General features: G+C 35.8%; 22 protein-coding genes. 8 read left to right on the top strand and 14 right to left on the bottom strand.

Going from position 1 to position 16,767, the window contains the following annotated elements; translation table 11 throughout:
- The 4 genes from J7604_RS23105 to J7604_RS23090 form a co-directional block, all read right to left on the bottom strand.
- Positions 1–402 (bottom strand): CHASE3 domain-containing protein (locus J7604_RS23105; protein WP_293901590.1); only part of this gene is annotated, 402 nt, incomplete at its 3' end.
- Positions 403–624: 222 nt separating this feature from the next.
- The gene (locus tag J7604_RS23100; protein WP_293901587.1) at positions 625–987 is read right to left on the bottom strand and encodes a DUF4180 domain-containing protein; all 363 of its coding nucleotides are present in this window, start codon (positions 985–987) and stop codon (positions 625–627) included.
- A gap of 94 nt (positions 988–1,081) precedes the next feature.
- Positions 1,082–1,453, bottom strand: a complete 372-nt coding sequence (locus tag J7604_RS23095) for a hypothetical protein (RefSeq protein ID WP_293901584.1) — start codon at positions 1,451–1,453, stop codon at positions 1,082–1,084.
- Positions 1,454–1,457: 4 nt separating this feature from the next.
- A complete protein-coding gene (locus J7604_RS23090) occupies positions 1,458–1,880 on the bottom strand; it encodes a VOC family protein (protein ID WP_293901581.1) in 423 nt (140 codons plus the stop codon).
- Between the two features lie 201 nt (positions 1,881–2,081).
- Here J7604_RS23090 and J7604_RS23085 point away from each other — a divergent pair, with 201 nt between their 5' ends.
- A complete protein-coding gene (locus tag J7604_RS23085) occupies positions 2,082–2,681 on the top strand; it encodes a hypothetical protein (RefSeq protein WP_293901578.1) in 600 nt (199 codons plus the stop codon).
- Positions 2,682–2,799: 118 nt separating this feature from the next.
- On the opposite strand, the gene J7604_RS23080 is transcribed toward J7604_RS23085, so the two are convergent.
- From J7604_RS23080 to J7604_RS23045, 8 genes are all read right to left on the bottom strand, one after another.
- Positions 2,800–3,375: a cysteine hydrolase family protein gene (locus J7604_RS23080; RefSeq protein WP_293901575.1), complete on the bottom strand. Its 576-nt coding sequence runs from the start codon at positions 3,373–3,375 to the stop codon at positions 2,800–2,802.
- 24 nt (positions 3,376–3,399) lie between these two features.
- Positions 3,400–4,668 (bottom strand): MFS transporter, encoded by a 1,269-nt coding sequence (locus tag J7604_RS23075; protein WP_293901571.1) that lies wholly within the window; start codon positions 4,666–4,668, stop codon positions 3,400–3,402.
- On the bottom strand, positions 4,665–5,093 hold the full coding sequence (locus J7604_RS23070; protein WP_293901568.1) for a MarR family transcriptional regulator: 429 nt from the start codon (positions 5,091–5,093) through the stop codon (positions 4,665–4,667). The genes J7604_RS23075 and J7604_RS23070 overlap by 4 nt, the downstream gene beginning before the upstream one ends.
- 153 nt (positions 5,094–5,246) lie before the next feature.
- On the bottom strand, positions 5,247–5,615 hold the full coding sequence (locus J7604_RS23065; RefSeq protein ID WP_293901565.1) for a DUF1801 domain-containing protein: 369 nt from the start codon (positions 5,613–5,615) through the stop codon (positions 5,247–5,249).
- A gap of 94 nt (positions 5,616–5,709) precedes the next feature.
- Positions 5,710–6,258 carry a hypothetical protein gene (locus J7604_RS23060; RefSeq protein ID WP_293901563.1) on the bottom strand — a complete coding sequence of 183 codons (549 nt, stop codon included), beginning with the start codon at positions 6,256–6,258 and terminating at the stop codon, positions 5,710–5,712.
- A 56-nt stretch (positions 6,259–6,314) separates the two neighbouring features.
- Complete coding sequence (locus J7604_RS23055) at positions 6,315–7,100, bottom strand: hypothetical protein (RefSeq protein WP_293901560.1); 786 nt, start codon at positions 7,098–7,100, stop codon at positions 6,315–6,317.
- 218 nt (positions 7,101–7,318) lie between these two features.
- Positions 7,319–8,440: a sulfite exporter TauE/SafE family protein gene (locus J7604_RS23050; RefSeq protein ID WP_293901557.1), complete on the bottom strand. Its 1,122-nt coding sequence runs from the start codon at positions 8,438–8,440 to the stop codon at positions 7,319–7,321.
- Between the two features lie 211 nt (positions 8,441–8,651).
- Positions 8,652–9,467 carry an SDR family oxidoreductase gene (locus tag J7604_RS23045; RefSeq protein ID WP_293901554.1) on the bottom strand — a complete coding sequence of 272 codons (816 nt, stop codon included), beginning with the start codon at positions 9,465–9,467 and terminating at the stop codon, positions 8,652–8,654.
- 83 nt (positions 9,468–9,550) lie between these two features.
- Here J7604_RS23045 and J7604_RS23040 point away from each other — a divergent pair, with 83 nt between their 5' ends.
- The 4 genes from J7604_RS23040 to J7604_RS23025 all read left to right on the top strand — a co-directional run bounded on the left by J7604_RS23040 (position 9,551) and on the right by J7604_RS23025 (position 12,726).
- A complete protein-coding gene (locus tag J7604_RS23040) occupies positions 9,551–9,961 on the top strand; it encodes a helix-turn-helix domain-containing protein (protein WP_293901551.1) in 411 nt (136 codons plus the stop codon).
- A gap of 125 nt (positions 9,962–10,086) precedes the next feature.
- Complete coding sequence (locus tag J7604_RS23035; protein ID WP_293901548.1) at positions 10,087–11,226, top strand: DEAD/DEAH box helicase; 1,140 nt, start codon at positions 10,087–10,089, stop codon at positions 11,224–11,226.
- 57 nt (positions 11,227–11,283) lie between these two features.
- On the top strand, positions 11,284–12,120 hold the full coding sequence (locus J7604_RS23030; RefSeq protein ID WP_293901546.1) for a S1-like domain-containing RNA-binding protein: 837 nt from the start codon (positions 11,284–11,286) through the stop codon (positions 12,118–12,120).
- Between the two features lie 96 nt (positions 12,121–12,216).
- Positions 12,217–12,726 (top strand): hypothetical protein, encoded by a 510-nt coding sequence (locus J7604_RS23025; RefSeq protein WP_293901543.1) that lies wholly within the window; start codon positions 12,217–12,219, stop codon positions 12,724–12,726.
- 10 nt (positions 12,727–12,736) lie between these two features.
- On the opposite strand, the gene J7604_RS23020 is transcribed toward J7604_RS23025, so the two are convergent.
- Positions 12,737–13,105 (bottom strand): response regulator, encoded by a 369-nt coding sequence (locus tag J7604_RS23020; protein WP_293901540.1) that lies wholly within the window; start codon positions 13,103–13,105, stop codon positions 12,737–12,739.
- Positions 13,106–13,402: 297 nt separating this feature from the next.
- Between J7604_RS23020 and J7604_RS23015 the strand changes: the two genes are divergently transcribed.
- The 3 genes from J7604_RS23015 to J7604_RS23005 all read left to right on the top strand — a co-directional run bounded on the left by J7604_RS23015 (position 13,403) and on the right by J7604_RS23005 (position 16,458).
- Positions 13,403–14,362, top strand: a complete 960-nt coding sequence (locus J7604_RS23015) for a threonine/serine dehydratase (RefSeq protein ID WP_293901537.1) — start codon at positions 13,403–13,405, stop codon at positions 14,360–14,362.
- 292 nt (positions 14,363–14,654) lie between these two features.
- The gene (locus J7604_RS23010) at positions 14,655–15,365 is read left to right on the top strand and encodes an RNA ligase family protein (RefSeq protein WP_293901534.1); all 711 of its coding nucleotides are present in this window, start codon (positions 14,655–14,657) and stop codon (positions 15,363–15,365) included.
- Entirely contained in the window at positions 15,349–16,458 is a 1,110-nt protein-coding gene (locus J7604_RS23005) for an AAA family ATPase (protein WP_293901531.1), read from the top strand. The genes J7604_RS23010 and J7604_RS23005 overlap by 17 nt, the downstream gene beginning before the upstream one ends.
- Positions 16,459–16,522: 64 nt before the next feature.
- On the opposite strand, the gene J7604_RS23000 is transcribed toward J7604_RS23005, so the two are convergent.
- A partial coding sequence (locus J7604_RS23000; RefSeq protein WP_293901528.1) for a hypothetical protein occupies positions 16,523–16,767 on the bottom strand: 245 nt, incomplete at its 5' end.

Below are 16,767 nucleotides of genomic sequence, written 5' to 3'. Positions count from 1 at the left end.
TGTTAATTCTTCATTTTTTTTAAAAAGTATAGCTTCGTTCTGGAGAATTAATTTTTTCCTAACCAGTCTTCTGATTTCTTTAAAATTTTCAATTTGAACAGAATTAACAGTAAGTGATTTTTCAATGTTATCAATGTCATTATTTATTGAACTGATAGTTTCGCTATATCTGTTTAAAAAGGAATCATCTTTAGTCATCATATAACCAAATACAAGAGATTCAGACTCGGAAATATTCAAAGTCATTGCCTCTAGTCTGATTATCATATTACTGGTTTGTTTTACCCATTTTAAGTTCCCTTGTAATTTTTGGACTTGCAGCAGAGCAAAAAGTATAGAGGAAAGTAAGGCCAGAACGGAAATTAAAAAAAATATAAGTCGTTTTGAGAATATTAATTTCATTTGTTAAAAAATGTTTCACATAAAAATATTCAAAATTTGATACGAAAATGATGAAATAAAATTATAATATGATTCTGAAGATAATTTGAATTATACCATAGTCTCTGACTTATATTTTGGTTATTTGTTTAGAAAAATAATGTTTTTCTTTTTCATTAAATTCAAGATCCTACTCTGGCAAGGAAAGTTGCCTCGGTGAAAAAAAAAATATTAGGATTGAAATTATTTTCGGGATAGTCTTATCTGTGCTTCTTCAAGGGAATTGACAAAATTGACATTGCCAAGTTTATTGCTTTCATAGATAAAATCTTTCAGGCTTTTGCCTTGATATGCTGAAAATTCACCGATGATAGCCAGTTTGATTTTATAGTTTGAAAACTTCTGCAATATTTCTCCTGCAAGACCTGAACTCAGATCAAAAAATGTTGGAGTAATATTTCGCTCATAAATCATGATACCATCAAAACCTTGATAATAAAGATCTGCAAGCAAATCCAACGCCTCCTGTGGGGTAGTAATAAGGACTGACTCAGATATAACTTCTGCCAATTGCCTATCATTTATTGTCTGAGCTTCAATCTTCATATGTTTATTTTTTTAAGATGATAGAATTACCAGGTCTTGATAAATCACAATTTACAATATATTCCCATTACATAATTGAAAAACTACTCGATTCCTAATCCTCCCATTGACCTGATTCTTTAGCGATATCAATCAATCGTTGCCCATATGCTGTCATCCGGCCTTCTTTAATGAGTTTTTCAGCTCTTTCAATATTGGGTTTACTCCATTTGCTTCTTTTGGGATTACGAGGCGTAAAAGTGAGGTAATAACTTTCCGAATCTCTTTTCTTGGCCAGACTGTCGATCCATCCAAAGCAAAGTGCTTCCTCAGTTGCTTCAATAATATTCACAGAAGGGACTTTACTTTTCTTATGGTAAAGAATAAGCCAGACAGATCTTTCTGTCTGACTGTTTTGCTCCAGCCAGTTTCGCCAGTCTTCTCTTGTTTTAGCATAGATAGCAGGTTTACCGTCTTTAAATTCCATAGGATTATTGATTTGTCTTTTCAAGAATTTCCAGATAATGCTTGTTAGTCATGATTCCGAGAATGTTTCCGAAAGGGTCAGTGACAGAAGCAGTAACAAATCTTCCTGCACCTTGACTATGGTCTGTAATAGGTTGATAAAGCTTTGCACCTAAAGAAATAAGTCTGTCAAGAGTTTCCTGCAGATTATTGACATGCCAATAAGCAATAGCACCACCTGGTTTCTCAGAAGCGCCGGCAGGCGCATATTTACTGTCAATGATGCCTAGTTCATGCTGATAGTCCCCAAGACGAAATTCAGCATATCCGGGAACATTGAAATAAGGTTCTATTCCTAAAAAGTCACTATACCATTTCTTTGCAGCTTCATGATTTGCTGCGTAAAAACTAATTGTTGCTAACCCCCTAAGTACGTTCGTATTTTTCATTTTATTTTCGATTTTAAATTGATGATGAATCAAAGCTAATTGTCAGGAGTGACAGCAGTATGTCAGTAGCTTGTTGTAATTTTAAAAATTATATAGATTGTGTATTTTGCGTAAGAAGAATCTAAATACGAAAAATTGAAAAGTTAAATTAAATGACTTTTCATATTTAGGTTTATGAGAATTGGATATTGAAATTTTTGAATGAAGAAGTTTTTAATCACGGGTTGCACCTCTATAGTTGTATTTCTCCTTTTTGTCATTGGAATAATAACATTTATTGTTTATAAAATTGTTACCCCAAGCAAAGAATCTGTCAGATTTGAAAAGCTTCCTCATTTAACAGGAATTTTATTAACTGAGACCCCGCTCAGTTCTCCATTAAATTGCAACCCTTGCTGCATGGTTGTGTTGAGTATAAATTATAATCGAGGCAAACTTAGAGAGAAAAGAAATATATACTCGGATACATATTTTCGAGTAGCAAAAAATTTAAAGATAAAAATTAAGGATAAGGAATATAATGTGATTATGCCATATGACTATTCATTAAAAGTGGCCGGTAACAGAAAAAAATATTTTCCAGGGATGACAGATGAAAGGTTTGGCATATCAAAGCTTTGTGATCTGCCTCTTCAGGAAAGATTAAAAGGGATTAGTAATGCAGTAGATTGCTTGTTTTTACCGAACCCCTGTCCTGAATCAGGATATGTAGATTCGTTCACAGAGCACTATTACCCTCTCAATAAAGAAGTAACCTTGAAAGGTGAAATTAAAGGTGATAATGTTGTTCTGCTTTATTAGTGTATGAAATTGCAGTAATTATAAAGTTGATTTTAAAAGGATGAATAGTCATAAATATTATTTACCTATCATATTTCTCCGAAGGTCAAATTCTCCTGAATCACTTTAAACTTACTACTTAAAACTTATTACTTAAAAATATCCATTCATCTGAAGTAATTACCTCCGCTTGTCTTGGAAATACTTTTGTAGTCAATACCCTGTGTACTTCTTCATCTCTGTCGGCACAGCAATCAGAAAGGACAGTTATATTATAATCTTTATCTGCAGCTTCCCTTAAGGTTGATAGAACAACACCACTTGTAGCCACTCCTGTAAGAACAATATGCTGAATTGCTTTTGTTCTCAAAATAAGTTCCAGGTCACTTCCAGTAAATGCACTTACTCGGCGTTTGGTAACAATTATCTCTCCCGGTTTGGGTGCTATAGCAGCATCTATTTTTACCCAATCTTCTATATTTGTGCTGATTACTGAATTCTTGACAGCGGAGAAAATTTTATTATTCATGCTTATTTCCGGAGCACCTTGTCTGAACTGTAATACAACATAAATAACTGGTATATCCATAGAACGGGCGTGGGAAAGGACTTTCGCAATCTTTGCGATTGTTTCTTTGGTATGAGGGTAATTCCCAAGTATGCCCGCTTGCATGTCCATGATAAGTAATGCAGAGTCTTTTGATTTCTTTTCCATTTAGCTTTGAATTAATTGATATATTTATAGTTGCTCAGTTATAGTTTCTTCAGGATTAACATTGGCTTTAGGAGGAAGTTTATTTTTTTTAAGCTTCCCTGAGAAAATGATGGCAATGACTATTGCCAGTATTCCCTGACACAGAATAGCAGTAGGAGCACCGGTTTGTTGAGATATTGTTCCGATAAGTAGGCTTCCTAAAGGCATCATCCCAAAAAATCCCAGGGCAATAAAGCTCATCACACGGCCTCTCATGTGACTAGCTGTGTGAATTTGTACGATGGTGATGCAGATAGTAGTCTGTGACATCGCGCCAAATCCACATAGGACAGCACAAGCCATAGCAACAGGAAAATAAGTAATTCGAGAAAAAAGAAGTAAGCCGATTCCTAATACGATTGTATTGATAAACAATATTCTCTTAAGATCTATCCCTTTTTTGAGTGAGGCAAGAAATATGGTTCCAACAAGTGCGCCAACACCGATGAAGCTGCTGATGTATCCAAAGGTTCTTACGTCTCCATTAAAGACTGTTTTTGCAAAAACAGGAATCAATGTATCGTAAGGCAATACCAGGAGACTTGCAGAAGTGAGCATAAGTATTACTGAACTTATAGTAGGTGTTTCTTTGATATATGTGAAGCCTTCGGAGAGTTCAGTGAACAGTTTTTTACCGGATGGTTGTATTTTATATTCAGGCAACTTCATCCATAACAGAGAACAAATCACTGCGACAAAGCTGATGGCATTAATGGAGAAGCAAATTCCGGCCCCGAATTTTTGAAGAACAATGCCTGATAATGCCGGTCCTATAAGCTTTGCAAAATTTACCATGGATGAGTTAAGAGCAAGTGCGTTAGGTAAATCAGCTTTGTCATGCACCATCTCATGGACAAGGGGTTGCCGGGCAGGAACATCAAAAGCATTGATGATTCCAAGAAAAACACTTAACATTATTATTCCAGAAATAGTATAGTGACCAGATAGTGTTAATATTGCAAGCAAAATGGCTTGGACCATAGAGGCCGCTTGAGTAAATAATAATATTTTATATCTGTTGTACCTGTCAGAAATAATACCTCCATACAAGGAAAGCAGAAAGGATGGGAATTGTGATGCAAACATCGTAAGTCCCAACATAAATGCAGAATGAGTTGTAGAGTATACTACCCAGCTCACACCTGTCCGCTGCATCCAGGTCCCAATCTGAGAGAGGGACTGTCCGCTGAAAAATAGAGCATAGTTTCTGTTTCGAAATGCTCTGAATGTATCGATCTGACTTATTCGGCTCATCTGTTATCTATCAGCTTATTCAATACGGGTATAACTTTTATGAGTAATTCTTTCTCCTTTTCGGAAAGGGACTTTTCAATCGCCTCTTTTAACCATTCGTCGCGGTCGTATATCGTTTTGTCCACCAGTTTTTTTCCGGTGGAAGTCAGAGATATGTAAACCTTTCTTTTATCTTCTTTTGAAGGAGTTCTTTTAATAATTCCTTGTTCTTCAAACTTTTTCAGAATCTGGGACATAGACTGGGTCTTGATCATTGTCTGCGATGCCAGTTCTGTAGGGAGCATTGATGTGTTTTTATTTAAAAGTCCGATCGTTTGCCATTCTGTCATTGAATAGGCATTTGAAGAATAAATCTGCTTGCGAAGGCCCTTATGAAATGCAGCAATGGTGGATCTGAGTGAAGAAGGTAATTCTTTGATATCCATTTTATTTTGTTTAACTTGGTTTTTAAACTGGTAAGTTTACCTTACTAATTTAAGAGTATTTAATTATACTACAAGTTAGGAATAGAAAAAGTGCTAAAAAGTGCAGGGTGGATGAATTATTAAACGGAGTAAAACTACAGTAACAATGGTCTTTTATTTAATTTTTATTATCCCTTTCTTATATAAGTCCAGCGCTTGCTTAAGAATAAGTTGAATCTTTTTTTTGGGTAAATTCTTCTTTGGATTAACTCTAAAAATCTTCATCCTTGATCTATCGCCAGCTTCTAATTCAGGGTGATCCAGGTGTTTTCCTTCAACCATTAGGATGTATGGTTCGTGCGTTTTTTTATCAGTCCAGAGATAACAGAACATCTTTTTCTTATAGGTAAAGCAGGGCATTCCATATTTCTTGGTTTCAGCAACATCTTTATCTTGTTCGAGGATCATATTTCTTAGAGCAAGTAAGCAACTTTTGTTCGGCTCCTCTTGGTTTATGTAGAAGTTGTTGAGATCTCGGAGCATAGGATATAGATATATTTTAATTATGCATGTAGCTTTAAGCTTTATTTGATTTTCTTGATTATTCCATCATCGTATTGGGAGATAGTTTGTTCTTTTACCTTATCAAGGTATTTAAAAGTTGGGTTATTTTGTTACCCAGTAAAAGCGCTTCATCAGAGTCGGAATCATCCATTTGAAAATTAAGAATGGGTATTTCTTTATCTGTCGTTATTAGATAATGCGTAATACTTATATAAGTTGAAGATGTCGGAGCGGTTGCTCGGCTAATTTTTATTCTATCATTGCGCATCCTGATTTTCATGTTTGGGTCAACAGGTACAATGAAATTTCTGAGATTATAGCGAAAGATAATCTTACCATCTATTATTTTAACACGGTCGTTAGCTTGCCTGATTATTGTCAGAATTGATAAGATAAGGAAACCTGTTCCAATCATAGCACAAAGAATTTTAGATGTGGTATCTGAGATCCTAGTGAGAGATATCATGAGAAGAAATAATCCGCCGAGTAGAAAGATTATCACTCCCCAGAATGATTTGTCTTTTAGTCTCAATTTCTGCCCTATAATAACCATATCTGAAGCAACGATTAATTTGAGATTTGCCCGATTCGCAATTATCATGATGTTGTTATCGAGTGTCATTTAAAACCTTTGTTTGTTCGCCAGAAATTATAGTAATGATTAGGTCCTGAAGTTAACTAATACTGTCTCCCATTCCTCTCCGGTGCATTCAAGTCGATCCAAAAAATATGTATAGCTTCTTTATCCTCACTTATCCCATTTTTATTTGCATCTATTTTGGCAAAGACATACATATAATCATTTGCTGGATCATATTCCGACTTCACAACAGAATAATTAACAGGAATCAAAGGCTTTTTATTGAGGGCATCTATGTCGAAGTAATAGAGACGTCTTAAATCTTTGAGGTTAATCGATCCATCCTTATTGGTATCTTCATTGTAAACAGAAATGAGGTAATAGTTTCTGTTTACCGGTTTATGATTTAATGTGTCCTTGGAAAAAGAAGGATAATAAAATGTCTTTATCAATACGGGCTTCTCAAAGAAGTTTTTTTGAGTTTGTGTTTCTGTGTTGTAATGAGATATGTTAACCAGATTATATCCATGCACAGCCTGCAATCCAGGCATAAAATTGTAATTCCACTGATTGCCGTTTGACCTGCCTATTTCTTTGTCATTGCCATAAAATTCATTATTACCAATGAAACTTGCCTGATCATCTTTGTAATTGACTTTGTAAATTGTAGAGATGCGGTATTTAGGAATTCCAGTCAGGAGTACATTGCTTGGCCTTGTTTCAATGTGAAGAGAGTCTTTCGAAAATCCGTCAACATTGGTTTCTTCTGTTGTCGAGGATTCCTGTGAAGCTACACTGAAACCTTTTTCTTCAAGTTTTTCTGAAGAGCAGGCAGTTAATATTAAGAAAGCAGTTAAAAAAGAAATAGACTTTAAAAAGTTCATAATGAATTACTGTTTAATTTTTAGATTCAAAAAAAGAGTTTTATTTTCTCTAAGTTAATAGAATCAAATGACATTGAATAAACCTCATTATTCGGCCCTTTAGGAGTTTAAAGATGTTAATACTCCGAAGTTATAGTTAAAGCCTTCTTAACCTGTATAAAACAAAAAGAGTCTGCCTCATATATGAAGCAGACTCTTTTTGTTTTGAGATTTTTATTTTAAAATAAACCCAGGATATTATCCCAAAGCTTAGTATAGTTAGTGTTGACAAAAGTTCTTATGCTAAGAGCTATAATCAGTAAAGCCACTGTAATCATAATAGGTTTACGTTTCACTCTGGAAACCAGAAATGCTGCGAAAGGAGAAGCAATGATACCGCCTATCACAAGCCCAATAATAGTCTGCCATCCTGAGATTCCTGTGAAGATTAAGAATGTACCAGCACCGGCAAGCGCAATGAAGAATTCAGCAAGGTTTACAGATCCGATTGTATAGTTGGCTGTTCTTCCTCTGCTTAAAAGGGTAGAAGTAACTATCGGTCCCCAGCCACCCCCGCCAACGGCATCCATAAATCCTCCAAATCCAGCTAACCAGCCAAGGTTTTTGGTTTTCTTTTTAACCTGTGTTTTACGAAATGCTTTTCTGAATATAATAACTCCCAGAATCAGAAGATAAACAGAGATGAACGGCTTTATAATATCACCATTGATGATATCAGACAGAAGATAAGCTCCAAGTATAGCACCAAGCATACCTGGTATCAGAAGGTATTTAAATAGTTTCTTATTAACGTTTCCGAATTTAAGGTGTGAAATTCCGGAAGCTCCTGTTGTAAAAATTTCTGCAACGTGCACACTAGCACTTGCTACTGAAGGAGGTACTCCCAAAGTCAGAAGAAATGAACTACAGGTTGCACCATAAGCCATTCCCAGCGCTCCGTCAACCATCTGGGCTGCAAGACCGACAAGTACGAAATCAATGAGATTAGCATTGAAGATACTCTCAATAAAAAGCGTAATTGGCTGAAGCAATTCTGGTTGAGAGATAATAATATTGTAGGAAATCAAAAATGCAATAAGTACAACTCCAATAGTTGCGGCTATAATCCAGCGGATTTTTGGGCTCTTTGCATTAAATTCATTGATTTTATCAATGAGTTGCTCGTTCACCTCAAGGTCAGCACCGGCGTTCTCGAGCTGCTCTATTTCGGTTTCGATTTTATTCAGCTCTTTGTCTTGCTCATTCGCAGCTTCTCCTGCGGGTAAGAACGTCGATTTTGTCTCCATTGGCTTATTATTTTTTTGTGGTTCTTCGGTTACTCTTTCTGAAATTTCTGTCATAGAATTTTCATGATACAAATATACAAAACTTTTGATTAAATATGTATACTCTATAGAATTAATATAGAATTAAATTAAAATTAACTCATTTTGTTTTCATATTACAAAACTTTTAGGATTGGGAGCCTCTGATGATTATTTAATGTTTTGAAAAACAGGTTTTTGTGCTTTTGTTAGCTAAAACCTGTTTTAATATTTTCTAGTAATTTTTTTACAATTTAGATTGACTTATCGTCTTTCTGATAAATTTTTCATTCATCATCGCACTTTTAGAAAAGGTAAAAATGTGTTTAGCAAAAAAGGCAAGCATTCTGTTTTCTTTACCTGGTACAATAGAAACCTGTTTTCCGAATTTTTCAATGGCCTCTAAAGCTACTTCATCGGAACTCATAATTTTTACCTTTGATTTGGTCCAGTCAATTCCCGTTTTTTTTGACATTGGGGTTTGGGTAACACCAGGAGAGAGGACGGACACATCTATACCCTTGGATTTTAACTCTGCATGCAATGATAATCCAAAATTTAAAATATACGATTTGGAGGCGGCATAATTGGCAAAATAGGGGCTCGGCATATGTCCTATTACACTGGAGACCAGTAAAATACCACCTCTGCCTTTCTGAATCATTCTTTTGCTGAATATATGTGAAAGTGTCATTGTCGAAATTACATTCAGTTGCAAAAGGTTGAGTTCTTTCTGAAGATCATTTTTTGGGAAAAATCCATTGTTTTCAAGTCCTGCCGAATGCACCAAAAGGCCAATTTCAAACTCTTTAGTTTGAGTTTCGAGTCCTATGATACCTTCTTGTTTGCTTAAATCAGCAACTATTGTTTTGATTTGAACTCCTGTGAATTTTTTAATCTCATCTGCTGTTTGGGAAAGTGTTTCTGAGCCTCTGGCTACTAATATGAGATTCAATCCTTTTCTTGCAACTTCGTATGCAATCGACTTTCCTATACCTGAACTTCCTCCGGTAATCAGAGCCCAGTCGCCATATTGGTCTTTGAATGTTAGTGATTTCTTCATTTCTTTAATATCTGATTTAATTTTACTTTCGTTTTGCAAGTAAAATTAAATTACTTTTAAAATGCAAGTAAAATATTAGGAATATGGATTATAAATTCAGATCCAACTGTCCCATTAGCTCAGTTCTGGATATCATAGGTGATAAATGGTCATTGTTGATTCTCAGGGATATGATGTTTGCAGGGAAAAAAACTTTTGGAGAATTTTCCTCTTCATCGGAAAAAATTGCCACAAACATACTAACAGACAGGTTGCAGACATTGGAACAAACCGGGCTGATAACTAAGGGAAAACTCCCTGACAATAAAAAGACTAATATTTATAAGCTTACTGAAAAAGGAATTGATTTCTTGCCGGTTATGACCGAGGTAATGTTATGGAGCAATAAACATCTGAATGAACATGTTTCGGAGGAAAACCAAAAAGTGGCAGCTATGATCCAAAAAGATAAAGAGGCATTTATTAAGGTTATGAGATCACGTCTTGCAGATTAGTTGATATAACGTTATTCCCATATCGCCTTCTTAAACAGTTAAAATATTCTCGCCTCATCTTCCTGACAATTGTATCTATTGCCAGCCCAAATAGTCGTATATTTAAAGTTCGAAAATTATTTATAATGTCTTTCAACTCTCTTGGTTTATCTCTGCCTTTAGTAAAAGCCATTGAAAAACAGTATCAAACAGCCTATCCGATTCAACAGCAGGCTATCCCTGTAATTTTGCAAGGAAAAGATGTTCTGGGAATAGCTCAGACAGGCTCGGGCAAAACAGCAAGTTTTGTGTTGCCTGTATTAGACCTTTTGCAAAAGAAAATTACTTCAAGAAATAGGTATATTAAAGTTCTGGCACTGGCGCCAACAAGGGAACTTGCAGTACAAGTAGCAGAAGTCTTTCAACAATTCAGTTCAGGTCTTCCTGAGAAATTAAAAACCTTAGCTGTTTACGGTGGAGTTTCTATCAATCCACAGATGATGGCTATGAGTGGGACTGACATCCTGGTTGCCACACCTGGCCGTTTGCTTGAACTCATCGATAACAATGCTGTATTTCTGTCAGATGTCAAAATATTGATTCTTGATGAAGCCGATAAGATGCTTAACCTGGGTTTTGAAGAGGAAATGAATAGAGTATTCAAGCTTCTTCCGAAACAGCGTCAGACAGTGCTTTTTTCAGCTACCCTGGGAGAAGCTGTTAATTCTATTAAAGAAAATCTTCTTAATAATCCTGTAACTATTGAGATTAAAAAAGATGAACAATCAATAGAGCTTATAAAGCAATCGGCCTATCATGTTCATCCGGACAGGAAAGGAGTGTTATTAAGATATCTTATAAAAAGCCACAATATGCAACAGGTTCTGGTTTTCGTTTCTTCCAAAAAACGAGCAGATAATGTTGTCGTCAAGCTAAATAAAAATGGTATTGAAGCAGCTGCTATGCACGGAGATAAGAGCCAGGGAGCACGTATGGATGCATTAAAGAAGTTTAAGACAGGGAAACTAAGAGTATTGGTAGCTACAGATCTTGCAGCAAGAGGTATCGATATTCAGTTTCTTCCTTTTGTAATAAATTACGAACTGCCGAGGTCACCAATTGACTATGTCCACAGAATAGGAAGAACGGGAAGGGCAGAATCTCCCGGTGAAGCCATCACTTTACTATGTGAAGAAGACAATCATCATTTTGGTGTTATTCAAAAGAAGATGAAGAAGAATGTTCCGATTATAGAGACGAGTGATCTGGATCTTCACGGCTATTGATTACTAATGGTTTTATTCAAATCGAATTTATTGAGAAATTAGAAATACCTTTGCAGCATGTTTGAGATAGGAAAATTTAACAAATTAAGAGCTTTGAGGCTAACTCCTCCGGGAATGTTTTTGGGTAAAGATGGAGAAGAAGAGGTGGTGTTATTACCTCATAGGTATATTCCGTCAACACTTGTTGTGGATGATGAAGTAGAGGTATTTATATATCTGGATTCAGAAGACAGGATTATTGCTACCACTCAGATTCCCAAAGTACAATTGAATCAGTTTGCCTGCCTTGAGGTAAAGGATATAAACAGCGTTGGTGCCTTTTTGGACTGGGGCTTGGAGAAGGATCTTATGGTTCCCTTCAGCGAGCAAAAAAAGAATATGAAAAGGGGAGAAAGCTATCTCGTTTATTTATACCTTGATAAAGAAAGCAACAGACTCGTAGCAACCAGCAAGATTGACCCTTTCCTCGAAAAAGAAATCATCGAGCTAAATGAAGGTGAAGAAGTAGATCTTCTTATTGGTGAATCTTCTGATATTGGAGTAAATGTGATCATCAACAATCGATATAAAGGATTGATTTATCACAATGAAATCTTTAAAAACATTTATCCCGGAGATAAAACCAGAGGTTATATCAAAGCAGTTCGTGAAGATAACAAGATCGATGTAAGCCTTCAACAACAAGGGGTTAAGAATATAGATCCTACTGCTGACTTTATTCTGCAAAAGCTTAAAGCAAATGACGGATATCTTGATCTTAACGATGACAGCGATGCTGGTGAGATCATGGTCAGATTGCAGATGAGTAAGAAGTCATTTAAAAAAGCAATTGGCCTTTTATACAAGAAAAGGTTAATTGTACTGGAACAAGAAGGAATAAGACTCGCCAAATAAGTAGTGGAGTATAAGTTTTTCACTTACAATCGAATACTTGTTTTCCCATAGTGTTCCTGTTATATTTGTAAGGAAAAACCCCTAATTAACTTTACTATGAAACACACATTACTACTAGTAGTTTCATTGTTTGTCATTTGTATTGCAAATGCTCAGACAAAGGACTATCTCCAAGGCCATGGAAAAGAAATTCAAGCAGTTATAAAAAATGAAAAAGGAGTCATAAGAGGTTATGATTTCGGTGTCTCTGCTGAAACTGTAAGAAAGACAGAAGACGCTCAGTTCATCGCAGATGGTAAGAACTTTATGATCTTCAAGAAAGAAATCGATAAGAATGAATATGCTGAAATCATCTATTACCTCGACGAACAGCAAAAAGTAAAGGGCTTTGGTATCGCATTCATCGAAAATGTAAATCTATCATTTGAAGAGTCTCTGATTGATGATTTTCAAAAGTATTTCAATGAGCGCTATGGCAAATTCATTACCAATGATAAGAACGATGAAATGTGGACGTCTAAAGAAGGCGGATATGTTGTAGAAATGGGTGACTCTAGTGAAGGTGGTGATTTGATGGAGATTGAAATAGAAATTTATAAGAAATAGGTTATTTGATTTAAAATGCAGTTGCAGGAAAGAGCAGCTGCATTTTTTCAAGTGTTAAAGGTTTTTGAACCACTTTGAAATCACCTAGCAGACGCAGCTTTTCTTCTTCTCTGTTAAAATTTGTAAATACCAGAACAGGTATTTTTTTATCCAGCCCGGATTTTTTCAGTTGATTAATAAATTCATATCCATCCATCACAGGCATATCAATATCAAGAAAAATTAAGGAAGGCAGCTTCTGAGAAACAAGAATATGTCTGTAAGCCTCAAGGCCATTGGTAAAGATTTTTACTTCTTTACAGAAGTTTAATTTTAAAAGCAGCTTCTCAACGAGAAAGTTACTTATGGAATCATCATCAACTACAAATATCTGATCCATTATTCTGTATTATATTCGGTGTAGCAAAATACAAAATTGTTTTGTTAAAATAATATTTTAGTCGTTAATATTACTTGTTTAGTCCTGTCTTTGTTAATGATTGTAGAATCTTTCTACAGGATTTCAAATTTATTTTACTGAAAGAAAAAAAGTGAAATGATAGAATTGTTTCATAATCAGGTTAAATGCCTTGCAGCAGATGTGGTATTGTGAAATATGCCCACAGAGATTTAACAATGAATTTGATAATCAGATTTCTTAATTGGATATTTGTTAAATATTAATATCGCCCCCTTCATGAAAACCCTGGAAAGCAGAATATCTCAGGAAAGAATAAATAATGCATCATCAGTCATTGATCCGGTATTTCTAAATTCTCCTCAATATTTAAGTGAATCATTATCAGAAGTTCTTGGAACAAATATTTATTTAAAGGTTGAAATTCAGAATCCTGTAGGCTCATTCAAGGGCAGAGGTGCTGAATTGTTAGTTTCAAACCTGAAAGATGAGACAGAACTTATTTGTGCAAGTGCAGGAAATTTTGGTCAGGCAATGGCTTATTCTTGCCAGAAGAAAGGAATAGACCTTACTGTATTCGCTAGCTTTAATGCCAGTACTGCTAAAGTTAACCTCATGAGAAAGCTTGGTGCCAATGTGATTTTATTTGGTGATGATTTTGAAGGAGCTAAAGAAGGCTCAAGATATTTTGCTAAAAGATCAGGTGTTAGAGTTATAGAAGATAGTCTTGATATTGAGACCGTTGAAGGTGCCGGAACTATTGGCGTGGAGCTTGCTGCTTTGCCTGAGAAATTAGACTATCTGTTGATTGCGTTAGGCAATGGCTCTTTATTTAATGGGGTAGCAAGTGTATTTAAAAGCCTTAGTCCGCAAACTAAAATGGTTGCAATTCAGGCTGAAGAAGCTTCTGCAATGATTGACTCATGGAAGAAAGGTGAGATTGTTATTCATCACAGAAAATTGAATACAGTGGCAGATGGCATTGCTGTACGTGTGCCGATTCCTCAGGCTCTTCAGGATATGAGAGGTTTGATTGATGAAGGATTTTTAGTTAAAGAGAAGAGTATCATAGAAGCAGTTAAGCTGATCTACAAACATACAGGTCTGAAAGTGGAACCATCCTCCGCTGTTGGTATTGCCGCTGTTATGGAATATAAAAATAAGTTTAAAAATAAGAATGTAGGTGTGATTCTCTGTGGGGGCAATTTGACTGAAGAGCAGGAGAAGGAATGGTTTTAAAGAATCATTTCTTCTCGGAATTTTTTTACTACAATATTTAAGTCTGCTGTATTGGGGAAACCACTCGCTTGATAACTCCGTTTTCACTTTTAGAAAAGATCCCTTATCTTTGTATTATTATAAAAGACAATTTTTTAAATAATTGAAGTCATGTAATTTCTTTTATTCCTCCCTTTTAAATACTCGCTGCTAAATAAATAGCAGTGCAGAATTCTATTATCCAAATAATTCATTTTACGGGACTCGCAGTAAGCTGAAAAGCGCAATAGCCCTTTACTTTAATTTTACTTTTATGAGCCTTTCAAATAAATACGGAAGGACATATCATTATCCCTTTTCTCCTGGTACAACCAGCGATGACAGGATAAGCCATCATTATTGGAATGATATGTCCGTTATAAAACAAGCGGTCCATACAGAAAAACTGGATGGTGAAAACTCTTGTCTGAATAAATATGGTGTTTTTGCACGCTCACACGCCGCTCCTACTGTCCATCCATGGGCAAGGCATCTGCAGCAAAAATGGGAATCGATCAAAAACGATCTGGGTGATCTGGAGATTTTCGGTGAAAATCTTTATGCCGTGCATTCTATTAAATATGTGAACCTGCCAGAGCACTTCTTTGTATTTGGTGTCAGAGAGCATGATCAATGGCTTTCCTGGGAAGAGACTAAGTTCTACGCGGCAATGCTTGATTTTAGTACTGTTCCTGAAATAAAGACAGTGAACCCTTTAAACGAAGAGGAGTTCAGAAAAGAAGTCCTTTCAATCGTATGTCAGCAAAGTGTATTCGGTTCAGAAGACGTTCATACAAAATCGGCATGTACGATGGAAGGCCTGGTAACGCGTAACACAGAAGGTTATAGTGTAGATGCGTTTAAGAATAATGTATTCAAATATGTAAGAAAAGGACATGTAAAAACAGACGAACATTGGACGAGAAACTGGAGGCGTGCGCGATTATTAAGAGAGAAAGGAGACAGATATGTGGAAGATCTTTAGTACATATGATTGGGAAAAATTAAAATCAGAATTTGAATGGATCAGGGACATGCAAGGTGTCCCTCAGGATCCCATATTTCATGGAGAAGGAGATGTTGAAGTGCATACAAGAATGGTTGTTGAAGCATTGCAAGGTCTTGATGAATTCAAAGCACTTGATGAACAGAATCAGCATATTCTTTTTGCTTCAGCATTATTGCATGATGTTGAAAAAAGATCTACAACAGTCATAGAGGATGATGGAAGGATAACATCAAAAGGGCATGCTAAAAAAGGAGAGGTTACTTCAAGGAATATTTTGTACACTCAAGTGGAGACACCTTTCTTTATCAGAGAAGCAGTAGCCAAGCTTGTAAGGCATCATGGTTTACCGCTCTGGATATTTGAAAAAGAAGATCCGGTGAAAGCTATAATCAGTGCAAGTCTTGAAGTGAATACAGAGCACTTGTCTCTCCTGGCTCAGGCAGATGTACTCGGAAGAGAATGTCCTGATAAAGATGAATTGCTTTATAAGATTGACTTGTTCAGAGAATTATGCAGGGAGCAAGAATGCTTTGGTAAAGCAAAACAGTTTCATGATAATCTCTCTAAGTTTTTCTATCTAAGTAAAAAGGAAAGCGGAGCTGACTTTGTACCTTTTGATGATACCAAATTTGAAGTGATCATGATGGCTGGAATTCCCGGAGCAGGCAAGGATACTTATGTGAAAAAGCATTTCCCTGATCTGCCAATTGTTTCTTTGGACGACATAAGACGAAAACTTAAAATTGATCCGACAGATTCTAAAGGAAATGGGACAGTCATTCAGGAAGCAAAAGAAGCGGCGAAAATTTATATGCGAGCCAGGAAGTCATTTATTTGGAATGCCACCAATATTACTCGTTCCATGAGAGAGCAGTTGATTGATCTATTTACTTCTTATGGCGGAAGAGTGAAGATTATTTATGTAGAAGTTCCTTATAAGATTCTCCTGAAGCAAAATGAAAACAGGGAATATGCTGTGCCTTCAAATATAGTTCAGAAGATGATAAAGAAGCTGGAGGTGCCTTCGGCAGTGGAGGCGCATGAGGTACTTTATATGGTTGGATATTGAAATTATAATTCGGGGCTGCAAGCTTCCGGTTTTGACTGTTTTAACTTCACTATTTAACCTCGTTTTAGATTCTTTTTCCTTCAACTTCGACTCTTTTTACCCAAGTATTGGTTCTTTTTAATTCAAATTTGACTCTTTCTACCCCAACTTTGATTCTTTTTACTCCAATTTTGACTCTAATAGCAGGAAAATTCAATCTAAAAGAGTCAAAATTCAGGGGGAACCCCTGAATTTTCGGGTAGAAAGCTCCATTTTTCGGGTAGAAAGCTCCATTTTTCGGGTAGAAAGCTCCATTTTTCGGGTAGAAAG

The organism is Sporocytophaga sp. (assembly GCF_017745095.1).
Lineage (GTDB): Bacteria > Bacteroidota > Bacteroidia > Cytophagales > Cytophagaceae > Sporocytophaga.
Note: the sequence above shows the minus strand (reverse complement) of the source record. Positions and strands in the feature narration are given on the sequence as shown.

Excerpts from the sequence above, each read along its gene's own strand:
- J7604_RS23100 (WP_293901587.1), bottom strand. The coding sequence starts at position 987 with ATGAAGATTGAAGCTCAGACAATAAATGATAGGCAATTGGCAGAAGTT.
- J7604_RS23080 (WP_293901575.1), bottom strand. The coding sequence starts at position 3,375 with ATGGAAAAGAAATCAAAAGACTCTGCATTACTTATCATGGACATGCAA.
- J7604_RS23050 (WP_293901557.1), bottom strand. The coding sequence starts at position 8,440 with ATGACAGAAATTTCAGAAAGAGTAACCGAAGAACCACAAAAAAATAAT.
- J7604_RS23065 (WP_293901565.1), bottom strand. The coding sequence starts at position 5,615 with ATGCTCCGAGATCTCAACAACTTCTACATAAACCAAGAGGAGCCGAAC.
- J7604_RS23035 (WP_293901548.1), top strand. The coding sequence starts at position 10,087 with ATGTCTTTCAACTCTCTTGGTTTATCTCTGCCTTTAGTAAAAGCCATT.
- J7604_RS23010 (WP_293901534.1), top strand. The coding sequence starts at position 14,655 with ATGAGCCTTTCAAATAAATACGGAAGGACATATCATTATCCCTTTTCT.
- J7604_RS23030 (WP_293901546.1), top strand. The coding sequence starts at position 11,284 with ATGTTTGAGATAGGAAAATTTAACAAATTAAGAGCTTTGAGGCTAACT.
- J7604_RS23045 (WP_293901554.1), bottom strand. The coding sequence starts at position 9,467 with ATGAAGAAATCACTAACATTCAAAGACCAATATGGCGACTGGGCTCTG.
- J7604_RS23005 (WP_293901531.1), top strand. The coding sequence starts at position 15,349 with ATGTGGAAGATCTTTAGTACATATGATTGGGAAAAATTAAAATCAGAA.
- J7604_RS23025 (WP_293901543.1), top strand. The coding sequence starts at position 12,217 with ATGAAACACACATTACTACTAGTAGTTTCATTGTTTGTCATTTGTATT.
- J7604_RS23060 (WP_293901563.1), bottom strand. The coding sequence starts at position 6,258 with ATGACACTCGATAACAACATCATGATAATTGCGAATCGGGCAAATCTC.
- J7604_RS23085 (WP_293901578.1), top strand. The coding sequence starts at position 2,082 with ATGAAGAAGTTTTTAATCACGGGTTGCACCTCTATAGTTGTATTTCTC.
- J7604_RS23095 (WP_293901584.1), bottom strand. The coding sequence starts at position 1,453 with ATGGAATTTAAAGACGGTAAACCTGCTATCTATGCTAAAACAAGAGAA.
- J7604_RS23015 (WP_293901537.1), top strand. The coding sequence starts at position 13,403 with ATGAAAACCCTGGAAAGCAGAATATCTCAGGAAAGAATAAATAATGCA.
- J7604_RS23055 (WP_293901560.1), bottom strand. The coding sequence starts at position 7,100 with ATGAACTTTTTAAAGTCTATTTCTTTTTTAACTGCTTTCTTAATATTA.
- J7604_RS23070 (WP_293901568.1), bottom strand. The coding sequence starts at position 5,093 with ATGGATATCAAAGAATTACCTTCTTCACTCAGATCCACCATTGCTGCA.
- J7604_RS23020 (WP_293901540.1), bottom strand. The coding sequence starts at position 13,105 with ATGGATCAGATATTTGTAGTTGATGATGATTCCATAAGTAACTTTCTC.
- J7604_RS23090 (WP_293901581.1), bottom strand. The coding sequence starts at position 1,880 with ATGAAAAATACGAACGTACTTAGGGGGTTAGCAACAATTAGTTTTTAC.
- J7604_RS23075 (WP_293901571.1), bottom strand. The coding sequence starts at position 4,668 with ATGAGCCGAATAAGTCAGATCGATACATTCAGAGCATTTCGAAACAGA.
- J7604_RS23040 (WP_293901551.1), top strand. The coding sequence starts at position 9,551 with ATGGATTATAAATTCAGATCCAACTGTCCCATTAGCTCAGTTCTGGAT.